Below are 14,375 nucleotides of genomic sequence, written 5' to 3'. Positions count from 1 at the left end.
ACTTTACACGCCGGATCCCCGGCAGTTTCAGGCCGGAACGGCTTCGCTGATAATCACGCGGATAGGCGTGGGTACAAAGCCGTTGCAGGGGTTGTTGACCTGCGGACAGTTGGACAACACCACCAGCGTGTCCATTTCTGCCAGAAGGTCAACATACCCGCCGGGGTCTGACAGACCATCGTCAATCACCAGCTCGCCATTTTCCAGAACCGGCACGTTCATGAAAAAATTGACATTGCCGACAATATCGCGCTTGCCCATGCCGTATTTTCCTACTTCGATCAGGAAATTTTCACGGCAAGCATGCATGTATTTTGTCTCATGCCCAAAGCGCACGGTGTTGGATTCACAACTGCAGGCACCGGCCAGCGTGTCATGACGGCCGCAGGTGTCTTCCACCAGCGTCATCAGCACACGCCCTTCGTTGGAATAGAGCCCGGTGCCCTTGCCAATATAGGCAGAACCCTGAGCGATCACCGTTTCCTGTGCGCTGTAGCGCTCGGAATAGGCGTTGGCATTATAAAAAAGGGCGTCCACCGCCTGCTGGCTTTCCAGATCGATGATCCGCAGGGTCTGGCCTTTTTTCACCACCGCAGACCAGGGTGCGCGCGCGGGCACAACCTGATCGAGCACGACGGAAGAGGAAACATTGCTCATGATTTCGTGCCTTTCGGTTATCAGGCGAAAAGAGGGTCAGTGTTCTCGAAGCCGCGCTGTGCTTCTTCACAGAACGTGCGGCACAAATCATCCGCAGCCGGGGCCGGAGCCTGCCAGCGCACCACATCAATGGGGCCGGGTGCGAATGTGCTGTCCGGGCTGAAAGGATGCGGGCAGTTGGACACCCCGACAAGGAGGTTCATTTCCGCGCGCAGGTCCACCACACCGCCGGGCTGCACGCTACCATCCACCCATGACAGGCCGCCCTCGGCCCCGACACTCACATGGGAAAAGAACGAGATGCAGGCGGGAACGTCACGCACATCCAGCCCATGCTTGCCCGCAATCAGGCGCATGTTGTTACGGGTGTTGCGCAGGGCGGGATTACCAAAGTTACGCGCGTTGGAAGACGGCGTGCTGCCTCCCATGATGGTATCGGACGTGCCGCAGGTATCGTTAATGATAGAGGCCAGAACGCGCCCCATATCGGAAAACAGCACACGGCCCGTGCTAAGCTGGGTTGTCCACTGCAGCTTGAGCGTATCACCGGCATTGAAGCGCTCACTCAGGTCATCCGCGTTCCACAGCATGACGGACACACCCTTGTTGCCCGCAGTATTGATCAGGCGCAGAGCCTGACCGCGCGGCACGAACGTGCTCCAGTACCACCCGCCCGGCACGGTTTCACGGTGCAGTACAGCCGTGTCGTCCATGGCAATAAACCCCTGCCCGGAGCGCTCCGCACGCTCTTCACCCAGAGCGCGGTCACGCAGCTGGTTGTAACGGGCCCGGTACCATTCCGGACTTTGCTGATCGATCTGCATGGTTCTGTCCTCTTTATCCGAAAAGAATGCCGTGCCCACAGCGGGTTTCACATCACGGCATCACCATGAACTTATACAGGCCCCACATCCACCAAGGCCTCGCGTCCGACCTCGTGCAACGGGGGAATAAGGGAAGCAATCAGGTGCATACGGCCGGAAATAACGCCCGGCAGGGTTGAAAACCTGTTTTCTATTTCATGCAGCTTGGCAACCCGCCCCTGAACCAGAACAACCTCAAGAGTCTGCCGCCGGATCAGGTTGACATGCAGGGAGCTTATGACTTCCGCCACGTTCTCATACTGCATATCGGCCAGTTTCTGCTGCAGGCCGGTTGTCGAGTTGTTATAAAACAGCACGATTACACCGGCCATGATTTCGTTATCATCTTCCTGACGGCAGTCGGTCAGGGCTTCATGCAGGATATGCTGGATGGCCTGCGAACGGCTGACATATCCCTTGTCGGCCACCATGCCATCCAGTTCACGCAGGATGTGCGGCGGGAGAGAGACACTGATGCGGCTGACCTGCTCTTCTGCTTTTTTGCGGGCCATCTGCCGTGCTCCCTTTTATTCCACAACATCCGTGACGAGTGTCAGGAGAGGCACTTCCGTACCCTCGAACTCATCGGGCGTTTCCTCTGCCGGTGCATGAATGAGCGATTCAAGATGAGCCTTGGTCGCCTGAAACTCTGCACTGGTCATCTGCTCTGCCCGGCGCGGGCGCGACAGCGGCACTTCTATCACCTCTTCCACCCGGCCCGGATGCGCCTTGAGCACCAGAATCCGGTCTGCCAGATAAATGGCCTCATCCAGATCATGGGTAATAAAGACGATGGTGATGTCGATCTTGCGCCAGATCTCCATCAGGTGGGTCTGCATCCGCACGCGGGTCTGGGCGTCCAGCGCGCTGAAGGGTTCATCCATCAGCAATACGCGGGGCTGGGCCGCTAGGGCACGGGCAATGGCCACGCGCTGCTGCATACCACCCGAAAGCTGGTGCGGCAGCGATTCCGCAAAGCGTTCCAGCCCGATGGCCTGTAGCCACTGCATGGCCTGCCGCCGGCTTTCGTCCTTGCTGATGCCAGCCATTTCAAGCCCGAACATGACGTTCTGGCACACAGTCCGCCACGGAAAGAGCGTGTATTTCTGGAACACCATGCCACGGTCAGGCCCGGGGCCTTCAACCGGCTTGTCATCCACCAGAATCCGCCCTGAAGACGCCTGCTCCAACCCGGCGAGAATCCGCACCAGCGTGGATTTGCCACAACCCGAAGGCCCGACCACGCACACGAATTCGCGGCGGTGGACATTCATGTTGATATCTTCAAGCGCTACCGTCTCACGGCCACGCTGGGCGAAGATTTTGCCGAGGTTTTCCACCCGCAGCACCACATCGCGCGCCTTGATACGCTCCATGCGCTCCGCCACATCAGCAGGCAGCACGCGATAGTCGACTGTTTTACCGTTGTCTGCACTCATCACTCAGTCTCCTGCTTCCAGCGGAACAGAAAGCGCGCGGCAAAGCCGAGCAGCATGTCTGTGCCCAGACCGACGATCCCGATCAGCGCCATGGCTGCGTAAACATTGGCAAAGTGCTGATACCGGGCCTGCTGGGTAATAAACCACGTAATACCCGAGGATGTGCCGATCAGTTCCGCCACGATAAGATACGTCCACGCCCAGCCCAGCAGAATGCGCTGGTCGCGGTAGAGATCGGGCAGAATACCGGGCACCACCACGCAGAACATTAGCTTCTTGCCCCGCGCGCCAGCGTGCGGGCGGCCTCCATCAGGCCGAAATCGAGCTTGCGCGTAGTGTTGGCAATAACAAGAATCTGCTGAAACAGCGTGCCGATAACAATAATGGCAATCTTGGGGGCATCATAAATACCCAGAATAGCCACCATAAGCGCCCCGAAAGCCGGCGCAGGCAGATAGCGCAGAAAGTCCACCGAAGGTTCAACAAGCCGTGAAAGCGCAGGCAGAGCCCCACACAGAACGCCCAGCGGCACCCCGATGACGGAAGAAATGACAAAGCCCCAGAAAATAATCTGGATACTGTGCCAGAACGCCTGAAGGATGGATTTTTCCGGCCCACGCGAATCAGGCTGGATGAAAGCCTGAACAAAAGCGGAAAACACACCGCCGGGCGAAGGCAGGTAAACCGGGTTGACCGGCACACCTTCTGGCGCTTTCTGCCCTGCCGCGTGCATTTCCTGCACGGCACGCTCGAAATCGGCACGCTTCATGCGCATGCCTTCTTCCAGATAATCTTCCCCACCCGGGTCGGTCACCAGTATCTGAGGGTGCCAGATGAATGGTACATAACTGACAGCGCTCCAGAGCAGCAGCGGCAGAAGGATGGAAAGCCCACCCAGAACCACGCGGCTTTTCCGGCCGACCTTTCCGTATAGTGCCCATCCGGACATGCGTGACATCGCCCGCTCTCCCGTACTGTCCCGCTACCGTCTGTGCCAGCAGGCCCAGCGGCGCAATGTCATTCCCCGGCGCCAATCTGAGAACGAAACTCCTGTTGCAGAAGGTTCTTTCCCCCTGCTTTTCGTCCCTGCGCCACCAAGGATATGCTCAATTAGTAATACCGTGTCAACAAATCGTATTACTCATTAGCGCAAACCGCCTCCTGATTGCCAGAAAAATCGTTCTGAATAGGGAATAAAGCTGCGTCTTAGCGCCCTTCCCTTCCCCGCTTTCCCGCATCAATTTTATTGAAAAACAAGGATATGGCGTTGCCCGCACACCCAAGACCTTGCGCAAGCACGCAGCGCACCATCAGCACATCCATATAAAAAACCCCTTCCGAATCCAGTATCGGAAGGGGTGTTCACCAACACGGACGGTGCGAACCGCCATGTAGCCCAAACCGGGCATAGCCGCCCGGCCTGCGCCTTGCTTTATTAGCGGGCCCGGCGGAAGCGAATGATGCTGCGCGACATCTGCCCGCCACCCCAGTTAGGCATAAGCCGCCAAGGCGTAATCACGTCCGCGGTATTCCCGTTTACAGTCACGGTGCGCCGTTGCTGGGTGCCTACCCATTCGGGTGCCCATGCGGTTTCCACCTGCGTGATCCACTGATTGTCTTCAATATGATAGCGCCCGATATAGGCCACGAGTGTCTGCATGAGCTGGGCACGGTCAGCATCGTTCTTGGCTGGCGTGCGGCCTGTACCCTCAAGGTTGAAGGCCACCCAGTCATCCTGCGTAAAAACGACGCGCCCGCGCGGATGGTCTCCCATGGCATCAATCAGCGCGCCGCTTTCCTCTTCCTCTACCTGATAGGAAACAAGTTCCCATGTTCCCACCAGAGCGGCTTTCAGGGCGGCACCGGTCAAGGGGGCACTGGTCGAGGGTGTAATGGTCTGGCTATGGTCTGACATGATCTCTCCGCGGACGTGCCGTGCCGCCATACATGTGGCGGCATCGTTCTTATCTGTTTAGCGTCCGGTCATTCGCCGCGTTCCCTTGTCCGGGTGCCGCCGCTATCGTTGGCGGCACGTCAGAAGCGGGTGCGCCACAGAATGGCCTTTACGCTGGATCACTATGTCTTGAAGCGGCATGGCGCCGGTAGTCACAAAACCGGAAAAACGCTTTTGCGTCTGATGCAACAATGGAGCATTTCATGTCTTACGACGAGATCAGCGACCTGCGCTTCTTTACGGTGCTGGTCGAGGCTGGAAGCATTTCCGCCACAGCCCGCAGCATGGGCACATCGCCCGCCGTGGTCTCGCGCCGCCTGTCGCGGCTGGAGGATCGTCTGGGCGCCAGCCTGATCGTACGCACCACACGCCACTTCCGCCCCAGCGAAACAGGCCGGGTGCTTTATGAACGCGGCGTGCAGATCATTGCCGATATTGACCAGCTTCAGAACGATCTGTCCATCGCCAATACCGTACCGCAGGGCACGCTGAGCATTGGTGCTCCCGTTGAACTAGGCCGCAGGCAGATTGCGCCCTTTATCGCCAGCTTCAGCGAACGCTACCCAAAGCTCAAGATCAGCCTGGCGCTAGCGGGTGAAGGCCTGCACGATTTCAGTGACTGCCTTGATGTCATCCTAAGGCTGGGCATGCCTGACACACAGGGGGCCACCGTAACTCTGCTGGCCACGACCCGGCGCGTGCTTTGTGCATCACCCGCCTATATTGCCCGCACAACACTCCCGCGCACACCGCAGGAACTGATCCACCATGACTGCCTATGCCTGCGCCGCCACAAGACCATGACCGTGCTGAACCGCTGGGCCATTGGTGACGACGAAAAGCGCGATGTCATTACCGTGCCTTCCCGCCTGTCCACCACCAGTTGCGAAATTATCCATGACTGGGCGCTGGCCGGGCAAGGCATTGCCTACAAACTACTCTGCGATGTATCGCAGGATATAGAAAGCGGCAAGCTGATCCGTATATTCCCCGACCTGTATGGAGAAAAAACAGATCTTTACGCTGTCATGCCCCCCCGCCACAACGCCAGTGCCAATGTCCGCACCTTTTTGCAGGCCCTGCGAGAATTCCTGCACAGTTCGGGAGGGTTCTGATCAGGCTGCCCGGCAATCAATACAATGCCGGGCAACACACCTTAAAGATCAGCCGTTATCGAGAACTTGAAGGTTTCCGGGTCACCCATGATCAGATTGCTCTGATAAACAGAGGCCCAGTAACGCTGGTTACCGACGTTGTCGACCTCAAAGCGCGTGGTCAGCGCCTTACCCCGCACAAGGAACGTATAACGCGCTCCCAGATCGAAACGTGACCATGCGGGCAGATGTGCACTATTAGCGTTGTTGAACTGCTGCTTGCCCGTGCTGATAACACGCCCAACCAAAGTCAGACCTTTAACGAATGGCACATCATATTCGAGGTTGCCGTTAATGGTATAATTGGGAACACCAATAGCTGTTTTACCATTATTATCTTCACTTGCCGCCCGTACCTGTTTGGCATCAATCAAAGTAAGACCACCGTTAAAGCGCAGCCCACGTATGATTTCGCCATTAAAGGTCAGTTCCATACCCCGGTTTCTCTCCTGACCGTTCTGGCTATAGAGCAACTGGCCTGTATTGCCGTAGGCTCCACCACCCCATACGGCATGGACGTCTGGTAGAACGCAACGCCTGCCGAAAAACGGCCAATATCGTATTTGGCCCCCACTTCGTACTGCGTGCTTTCATACGGAGCGAAAACCTGCCCGGCATTGACATAGGTGGAGCCAACGACTGAACCCGCAGACAACCCCTGAATACGATTGAAATACACGGCAACATGTTTGACCGGATGAATGACCAGACCAATAACCGGAGAAAACGCGGACGAATTATAATGTGTCTGCATCTCTCCACTGCCATACGCATAGGAGTTGGAGAGAATATCCTGATACCGGAAACCACCCGTCAAAGAAATGCGGTCATGCCAGAAGGTCATCGTATCCGACAAGAACAGGCTGTAAAGCTTGTTCCATGAAACACGCCCCGGATCGCTCATATTGCCACGGGCATAGGTTTCATTCGGGGTAAACTGTGTTGGATTATAGATGTTACCCGACACCCCGACCAGACTCATAGCATAGGCAGAATCGGACTCCTCCCAGATAGCCGATCCCCCGGCATTGATTTCGTGTTTGATGAAACCTGTTTCCACATGGGCACGCACACCGGCCTGCGTTGCTTCGTTCATGACGTTATAGGCCGTAGCCATTGCCCCGACATTACCCGCGCCTGTGCGAGAATTCGTCAGAGTGGTAGTGGCATAATTGCCCATTTCGTTGCCACTCTGTGCACCGAATTTTCCATAGACAGTCACGTTTTTCCCGAAGTCATGCTCGATACCCATCGTGCCAAACAGGTAGGACAGGTCCGTATAAGCCCAGCGCTGGCCCCAGTTTTTTGAAGGCGAAGTCGGCAGGGGCGCAGGCATACCCGTAGCAAGGCTGGAAACGATAATAGCACTGCGCCCACCAAAAACCTGCTGTTTTTGGTAGTTCATGTTCATATTGATGCGGGTATCGTCATTGTGCCAGTCAAACGCGCCACCCAGCGCGATATCGGCACGGCGTTCGCCATCAATGGGGGTTTCGCCATCCATACCAGCGGCGTTGAAACGAAAACCGTAAGCCCGGTCCTGACCAAACCTGCGGCTGATATCAACCGCGCCGCCACCCTGAGCGCTGCTGGTATAATCACCCGTAACCCGGGTGATGTCGGTTGCTGCGGCCCGTTTGGAGATAAGATTGACATTACCACCAATGGCGGAGCCACCGGGAGCCGCACCGTTAAGGAACGCGCTTGCGCCATTGAGCACCTGCACTGATTCGTAAAGCTGGGGCGACACAAGCTGGCGAGGTGTTACGCCATACAGGCCGTCAATGGCGATATCATCACCATACAGGGTAAAGCCACGAATCTGGAAAAGCTGAGCGTAATTACCGTAACCTGTCGTTGTTCTGACAGTCGGATCATTAAGCAGCACATCTCCCAATGTCTGGGACTGCTGATTAAGAATAAGGCTGGCGTTGTAGCTGCGGATATTGAAGGGCACATCCAGCCCTTTCTTGTGCCCGAGCGCCCCCAGATCGCCACCACTGGAAACATACATGCGGTTGTTGCGCGAGGCCTTAACCACCAGATCCTCTTCCTTGCCGGCCACAACCGGCGCAGCAACCTGTGACGAAGCAGAAGACTGGGCAACAGGGCTGGTCATGTGTTTCGGATTTGCCGCGTTCTTTGCCGGGGCGGCGTTCTGGGCTGTACCGTCCTGCGCATGGGCTGCGGAAAGAGCAAAAAACCGCACTGGCCCCACACCGGACAGCAAAGCAGATACGCAAAGCGTGTTCAGACAAAGGGCACGGAAGCTCATGATACAGACTCACACTGGAAAATTTTGTGAGCCTTCTCTTAATTAAGAATAATTGTCAATATCATTTGGTGCATTGCCTCCACACCGTGACATACCCTCCACACTGCCTGTATTAGCGAGGGGTGGCACACCGCTGATGCAACCAAATAACCGTTCTCATGCGCCAAAAACAGCGATACGCCCTAGCCGCCAAAGCTCCACAGCATGCCTGCAACCACACCCGCCATCATGAGTGTTGCGGCCCAGCCCAGCCATTTCAGCAGACCACGAATGACAAACCGCCCCATAATGTCAGCACGGCTGGCCACAATCATCATCACAACCATAACGGGCACCGCCACCACGCCATTCAGAACCGCACTCCAGAACAGTGCCTTGATAGGGTCGATAGGGGCGAAGTTCAGGATCATGCCCACCAGTGTCGCCAGAACCAATGTTGCGTAAAACGCCTGCGCTTCCTTGGGGCGGCGCTCCAACCCGGTTGGCCACTGACGGGCCTCGCCCACGGCATAAGCAGCAGAGCCTGCCAGAACCGGCACGGCCAGAAGCCCTGTCCCCACAATACCCAAGGTAAAGATCAGGGATGCAAAACGTCCGGCAATCGGCCTCAGGGCCTCGGCCGCCTGTGCGGAGGTCTGGATATCTGTCACGCCATGCACATTGAGCGTGGCGGCGGTCGTAACCAGAATGGCCAGCGCGACAAGATTTGAAAACGCCATGCCCACCAGCGTATCGATCCTGATCCGCTTCAGGGCGTTTTTACCCTGCGCGGGTGCATCTACCAGGTTAACCCGACGGGGATAGACATGCATGTCCTCCACTTCTTCGGAAGCCTGCCAGAAAAATAGATACGGCTGATTGTTGTACCCAGAATGGCAACAAGGGCTGTCCAGTACCCTGCGGTATGCGTACTGCGCCAATCCGGCCAGACAAGTTGGCGGCCTAGCGTCCACCAGTCCACCCGCACACAGGCCAGCGCCGCGAAATACGCAAAAAGCACGAGTGTCAGCCATTTCAGCACTGCCACGTAGCGCGTGTATTGCAAGAACAACTGCATGGAAATGGCCACGGCGGCAAACAGCAGCACATACAGAACCCGGCCACTTGGCAAAAGCAGGTTTAGCGCATCCGCCATGGCGCCAAGGTCTGCCCCCAGATTAACGATATTAGCCACCAGCAGCAGAACAACCATCGCACTCAGCAGCCAGGATGGGCAATAAAGCCGTAATACGCCAGCCAGCCCGTGCCCTGTTGTGCGCCCCAACCGTGCGCTGATCATCTGCATGGCAACCATGAGCGGGTAGGTCACCACCAAAGACCAGGATAGCCCGTAACCGAACTGCGCCCCCACTTGGGAGTAAGTGGCAATGCCGCTCGGATCATCATCTGATGCGCCGGTCACAAGCCCCGGCCCCAACACGCTGAACAGGCGAGGCCGACTCGGCCCTACAACCGGGCTGGGCCATTCGGGGTCGTTATCTTCTGCCGGAGCGGATCCGTGAGCCTGCCCGCTGGAAGCGGATACGGCTTCGACAGTAGTCGGCCTGTTTTCTTGATCCACCATACCTGCCCCGCGCTCCTTTGCCCGGCACCACATGGCTTTTCAGACACCACAAGACCATGACAGAAGCCGTCGCTCTATGTGTGGCCTTATACTACAGCAGCATTCCAAAGCGCATGACATTACCACGAGCACGGGATCGCAAGCGTCAACCACCACCCTGCACAGGCGTGATGGAAGCAAGGGGCTAGAAATCCAGTGGCCGCGTGTCTGCTACGGTTTTCAGGGTGAAAAACGTACGTGTCTGCCGGACAGATGGCAGGGTAATAAGTTTTGTCGCGTGCAGGCGGTTGAAATCCGCCATGTCACGCACCCGGATCTTGAGAAAGTAATCAAAGTCCCCCGCCACCAGGTAACAGTCCAGAATGGAGGAAATCTGGCTGACGGCCGCCTCGAACTCGGCAAAACTGTCTGGTGTCGAACGATCGAGCACAACCCCCACCAGCACGAGCGTTCCCAGATCGACCTTGTCGGCATTGACCATGCCGCGCACGCCTTTGACATATCCTTCATCAAACAGGCGTTGCAGGCGGCGGTGGCATGTGGCCGGGCTGATATTGACCTCCTCAGCCAAGTCCGCGTTGGAAATACGCCCATTACCCTGCAAAAGACGCAGAATCTTCCGGTCGGTTCTGTCCAGCACGTCCGCCATGATCAAATCTTCCGCATTTCCGTATATATCTGCATGATTATTCCGAACTTTTTAAAAACTCTCGTTTAATATGCTCAAACTTCAGCAAAAAACGAAAACACATTCCAATAGATTGCCGGTATATTCTGCCTGTTTGCCATTACAGAAGCCCCAGCACAGATATGCCAGATTTTCCTGCCTCCGGTCATCCGGTTTCTCCCTCTCATACAAGCCCGCCGGTTACAAGACCAACTGGCCGGAACGCGGTGCATACCACCACGCAAAATACGACGCGTGCCCCACGCCTGATCTGTCAGGGGCTAATCGCCTCCGCACTGTTTTCCACCACCTTTATTCTAAACCGCGTCATCAGCCTGCAAGGTGGGCCATGGGTATGGAGTGCGGCCCTGCGCTATATCGAAACAGCAGCCCTGCTTACGCTGTGGTTGCTGGCAAGCAAAGGCCCCGCCTATCTGGCCATGCTGGGGCGCCTGTTCATGCACCGGGCCGGTTTCTGGCTGGGGGCTGGCAGTGTTGGCTATGGCATGTTTTACGCATGCTGCTGTTTTGCTGCCAACCATGCGCCGGGCTGGATTGTTGCAGCTACATGGCAGAGCACCCTTATCGCCACCCCTATCGTGCTGCGCGCCTTTGGGGAGAAAGTGCCACTCCGCGGCTGGTGTTTCTGGGGCTGATTTTCATAGGTATCATCGGGCTGAACGCCAACCGGTTATTGGACGGTGTGCCGCTGGAGCAGGTCATGGCGGGTGTGGTGCCGCTTTGTATCGCCGCTTTCTGCTACCCCATTGGCAACCAGTTGCTCAACCGCCTGCGCCACAATACCGCACCGCTCTACCGCCCCTTGCAAGACCCGTTGGCCGCCGTGCTGCTGATGACACTGGGAGCCCTGCCCTTTCTTATCGGGCTGGTTATCGTCGTTCGTCCTCCCGCACCCGATCTGGGGCAGATTACCGCTACCGGTATTATCGCACTGGTAGCAGGCTGCCTCGCCACGCCTTTGTTCATTCATGCGCGCAATACATCCTCCAACCCCTATCTGATCGCAGCAGTTGATGCGACACAGGCGGGGGAAGTCGCCTTTACCCTGCTGGGCGAAACCCTGCTGACCGGTCATCTGTCCCTTGGGCTTGCGGACTATGCCGGACTGGCTGCCGTTATGGGCGGGCTGACAGGCTTTGCCCTGAGCGAGGAAAGTGCCGCGCAGAGCCTTGAGCATGAACCATCCGGGAGCACACAAACGCTCCCGGAACACCAAGCCGCCGCCCCACCCTTCAATAAAGGGCATTAAACGCAAACTGGGGCGATACGACCCGCTCGGTGTTATGCCCCGCATAATAGACCGATACACCAGCAATAATGCCGTAGCGGGGGCTCCAGTTATATTCAACCGCAGGGGCAATCTGCCAGTCACCAGACGGTGCGCCTGTCTGAGAAACCACCTGTCCCGTATTAGTATAAGTGCCGCGCAGCTTTGTGCCGTTAGACCAGTCACGCGCCACATCCAGCGCCAGCACCCAGCGCTGGTTCAGCCCGTATTCGAGCGAAAACCCAGCCCCGCCATACATGCCGGGCTGCGCCCGCCCCTGAAACCCCTGCGTTGTCCCGTAACTGCTCATGTCATGCAGATGAGCTGTCGTGAGTGCGCGCCGAAACGTCGCCCAGACACGCAGGCGCAGTTCATGGTTATTAGGCAAGGTGTAGGTGGACTGCTCCGTCAACGCCACGCGATAGGTATAAACCCGGTGCCTACGCCATCCTGTGCCCGCCCCAGACTGGAATAATCACCCGTGGGAAAGGAAACACCGGTAATCAGGTTCAACGTCGGGATATAGCGCGCAGGGTCAGCCGTCAGGTAACGCCACATCAGATCCACCGGCACGTCACCCAGTTTCAGGCCACTGCTGGTGTTTTCGCCATGCTTCCAGCGATAGCTGATGGTTGGCTCACTCTGGATACTCAGTGTGTCCGTAATCGCATATCGGTAAATTGTCAGGCTGGTCACAGACTGCTGGCGAGGCGAACTCATGGGCACGGCATCATTATGCGGGCCGATCATGCCAGACGGCACCGCGTAATACATGTAAGGTTCGAGCAGAAACATGCCTTTTTTGGACAAAGGCCCTGAAGGAGAAACCAGAGACCCCGTATACCACTGCTCCGCCTTGGCCGGATGGCCCTGCACGACAAACCCACCGATGACTGCGGCCATACCGCTCAGACACAGCGCTCTGGCGCAGGCCAGAATATTCACTTTCGGGCTCATACCGTGTGCTCCCCATCCGTCGCGGATGAGTCTGGGCGGGGGGGAGCGGCATCCGTCAGAATGGCGGAAAACTCTGTCTGGGGCTCTATAGGCAGCGGGCGACCACCCATCAGTTTCCATCCGGCCACAAGCAGCAGAGCCAGCACGGGAACCGCCGCAATAGAGTAAGTACCCGTGGGGTAGTCAAACGCCATCAGGGCAAGAATACCCAGAAAAAAAACCAGTGTTGCCCATGTGGTATAGGGTGCGCCGGGCATGGCAAAACTGGTTGGGGCAATACGCCCTGCCACAATAGCCTGCCGCAGCTTCATCTGGCACACCAGAATGAAGCACCATGTGCTGATAACACCCAAAGAGGCCATGTTGAGCACAATTTCAAAAATCTGGGCCGGCAGGAAGTAATTCAGCCCTACCCCAACCAGATAAATGGCAACCGTTGTCAAAATGGCCGCAGAAGGCACCGACTGCCTGTTCATGCGCGCAAGGTAACGCGGTGCCGCACCATCCAGAGCCATGGTGCGCAACACACGCCCCGTAGAATACAGACCGGAGTTAAGGCTGGAGAGTGCTGCCGTCAGCACGACAAGGTTCATAACCCCGCCCATGCCCGGCACCCCCAGACGGGAGAAAAATGTCACAAACGGGCTCACACCTGCCTGATAGGAAGACCACGGCAGCAGCAACACCAGAAGCGTAACCGTACCAACATAGAAAATAGCGATACGCCAGATAACGTTATTAATAGCCGCAGGTACAACTTCACGCGGGTTCTGACATTCACCCGCCGCCGTGCCGATCATCTCTATGCCAAAATAAGCAAACACCACCCCTTGCATAAGGGTGAGCGCTGGCATGATCCCATGGGGAAAAAGCCCGCCATGCTCCGTCACCAATGAAAAGCCCGGCATAACTCCCGCCACAGGCGTGTGCATACCCAGAACGATGGAGCCTACGGCAAAAAATGCGATCAAAGCCGCTACCTTGATGAGCGAGAACCAGAACTCCATCTCGCCAAACCATTTCACCCCGACAAGATTCATGGTGGTAATGACCACAAGCGCCATCAATGCCATGACCCATTGCGGCACGGCGGCAAAAACACCCCAGTAATGCATGTACAGCGCTACGGCGGTAATATCGACAATGCCAGTCATGGCCCAACTGAAAAATGACAGTGCTCCGGCCATATAAGAAGCACGCGGCCCCAGAAACTCCTGTGCATAGGATACAAAACTACCGCTGGTGGGGCGGTACATCACCAGTTCCCCCAAGGCACGCAGCATCAGAAACGCAAAAATACCGCAGACCAGATACACCACGGCCAGAGCAGGCCCGACAGCCTGCAACCGGCTCCCCGCCCCTAGAAAAAGCCCGGTGCCAATCGCCCCGCCAATGGAAATCATTTGGATCTGTCGTTTATCCAACGCCAGATGATACCCTTCCGCGCTCTTATGCGCCGGGTATTTCTGCACTGGTTCTTTAAAGAAGCTCAATTTTTCTTCTCCATGTTGCATGTACCGCGCGCCAGAGAGCGTATTCGTTACAATATCAACACTA

8 protein-coding genes and 5 pseudogenes are annotated in these 14,375 nt (G+C 56.8%); 2 read left to right on the top strand and 11 right to left on the bottom strand.

Going from position 1 to position 14,375, the window contains the following annotated elements:
* Nucleotides 1–27: 27 nt before the first annotated feature.
* The 6 genes and pseudogenes from JCM25143_RS01635 to JCM25143_RS01605 all read right to left on the bottom strand — a co-directional run bounded on the left by JCM25143_RS01635 (nucleotide 28) and on the right by JCM25143_RS01605 (nucleotide 4,874).
* A complete protein-coding gene (locus tag JCM25143_RS01635) occupies nucleotides 28–657 on the bottom strand; it encodes an urea amidolyase associated protein UAAP2 (RefSeq protein ID WP_025859801.1) in 630 nt (209 codons plus the stop codon).
* Between the two features lie 20 nt (nucleotides 658–677).
* On the bottom strand, nucleotides 678–1,481 hold the full coding sequence (locus JCM25143_RS01630; protein ID WP_025859800.1) for an urea amidolyase associated protein UAAP1: 804 nt from the start codon (nucleotides 1,479–1,481) through the stop codon (nucleotides 678–680).
* A gap of 71 nt (nucleotides 1,482–1,552) precedes the next feature.
* Entirely contained in the window at nucleotides 1,553–2,032 is a 480-nt protein-coding gene (locus JCM25143_RS01625) for a CopG family ribbon-helix-helix protein (protein ID WP_025859799.1), read from the bottom strand.
* Nucleotides 2,033–2,047: 15 nt separating this feature from the next.
* Nucleotides 2,048–2,959 carry an ABC transporter ATP-binding protein gene (locus tag JCM25143_RS15875; protein WP_035370312.1) on the bottom strand — a complete coding sequence of 304 codons (912 nt, stop codon included), beginning with the start codon at nucleotides 2,957–2,959 and terminating at the stop codon, nucleotides 2,048–2,050.
* Nucleotides 2,959–3,917: pseudogene (locus tag JCM25143_RS15870) on the bottom strand (ABC transporter permease). Before JCM25143_RS15870 ends, JCM25143_RS15875 begins: the two are co-directional and overlap by 1 nt.
* A 477-nt stretch (nucleotides 3,918–4,394) precedes the next feature.
* Nucleotides 4,395–4,874, bottom strand: coding sequence for a lipocalin-like domain-containing protein (locus tag JCM25143_RS01605; RefSeq protein ID WP_051542751.1), 480 nt, complete (start codon nucleotides 4,872–4,874; stop codon nucleotides 4,395–4,397).
* Nucleotides 4,875–5,116: 242 nt separating this feature from the next.
* Between JCM25143_RS01605 and JCM25143_RS01600 the strand changes: the two genes are divergently transcribed.
* Entirely contained in the window at nucleotides 5,117–6,028 is a 912-nt protein-coding gene (locus JCM25143_RS01600; protein ID WP_025859797.1) for a LysR family transcriptional regulator, read from the top strand.
* Nucleotides 6,029–6,069: 41 nt separating this feature from the next.
* Here JCM25143_RS01600 and JCM25143_RS15865 read toward each other — a convergent pair.
* The 3 genes and pseudogenes from JCM25143_RS15865 to JCM25143_RS01585 form a co-directional block, all read right to left on the bottom strand.
* Nucleotides 6,070–8,345 (bottom strand): annotated as a pseudogene (locus tag JCM25143_RS15865) (TonB-dependent receptor).
* Nucleotides 8,346–8,524: 179 nt separating this feature from the next.
* Nucleotides 8,525–9,906: pseudogene (locus tag JCM25143_RS15860) on the bottom strand (NRAMP family divalent metal transporter).
* Nucleotides 9,907–10,090: 184 nt separating this feature from the next.
* Nucleotides 10,091–10,555, bottom strand: a complete 465-nt coding sequence (locus tag JCM25143_RS01585; protein WP_025859796.1) for an Lrp/AsnC family transcriptional regulator — start codon at nucleotides 10,553–10,555, stop codon at nucleotides 10,091–10,093.
* 245 nt (nucleotides 10,556–10,800) lie between these two features.
* Between JCM25143_RS01585 and JCM25143_RS25030 the strand changes: the two are divergent.
* Nucleotides 10,801–11,762, top strand: a pseudogene (locus JCM25143_RS25030) (multidrug resistance efflux transporter family protein); the annotation flags it as partial.
* A 64-nt stretch (nucleotides 11,763–11,826) separates the two neighbouring features.
* Here the strand turns inward: JCM25143_RS25030 and JCM25143_RS15850 are convergent.
* A pseudogene (locus JCM25143_RS15850) lies at nucleotides 11,827–12,764 on the bottom strand (hypothetical protein).
* A 50-nt stretch (nucleotides 12,765–12,814) separates the two neighbouring features.
* On the bottom strand, nucleotides 12,815–14,311 hold the full coding sequence (locus JCM25143_RS01570) for an amino acid permease (RefSeq protein WP_234394863.1): 1,497 nt from the start codon (nucleotides 14,309–14,311) through the stop codon (nucleotides 12,815–12,817).
* Nucleotides 14,312–14,375: the final 64 nt, after the last annotated feature.

It is taken from the genome of Acetobacter papayae JCM 25143, assembly GCF_000613285.1.
GTDB classification, from domain to species: Bacteria; Pseudomonadota; Alphaproteobacteria; order Acetobacterales; family Acetobacteraceae; genus Acetobacter; species Acetobacter papayae.
Note: the sequence above shows the minus strand (reverse complement) of the source record. Positions and strands in the feature narration are given on the sequence as shown.

Bases quoted from the DNA above. Each gene is read 5' to 3' on its own strand.
- JCM25143_RS01635 (WP_025859801.1), bottom strand. From the start codon at position 657: ATGAGCAATGTTTCCTCTTCCGTCGTGCTCGATCAGGTTGTGCCCGCG.
- JCM25143_RS01630 (WP_025859800.1), bottom strand. From the start codon at position 1,481: ATGCAGATCGATCAGCAAAGTCCGGAATGGTACCGGGCCCGTTACAAC.
- JCM25143_RS01625 (WP_025859799.1), bottom strand. From the start codon at position 2,032: ATGGCCCGCAAAAAAGCAGAAGAGCAGGTCAGCCGCATCAGTGTCTCT.
- JCM25143_RS15875 (WP_035370312.1), bottom strand. From the start codon at position 2,959: ATGAGTGCAGACAACGGTAAAACAGTCGACTATCGCGTGCTGCCTGCT.
- JCM25143_RS01605 (WP_051542751.1), bottom strand. From the start codon at position 4,874: ATGTCAGACCATAGCCAGACCATTACACCCTCGACCAGTGCCCCCTTG.
- JCM25143_RS01600 (WP_025859797.1), top strand. From the start codon at position 5,117: ATGTCTTACGACGAGATCAGCGACCTGCGCTTCTTTACGGTGCTGGTC.
- JCM25143_RS01585 (WP_025859796.1), bottom strand. From the start codon at position 10,555: ATGGCGGACGTGCTGGACAGAACCGACCGGAAGATTCTGCGTCTTTTG.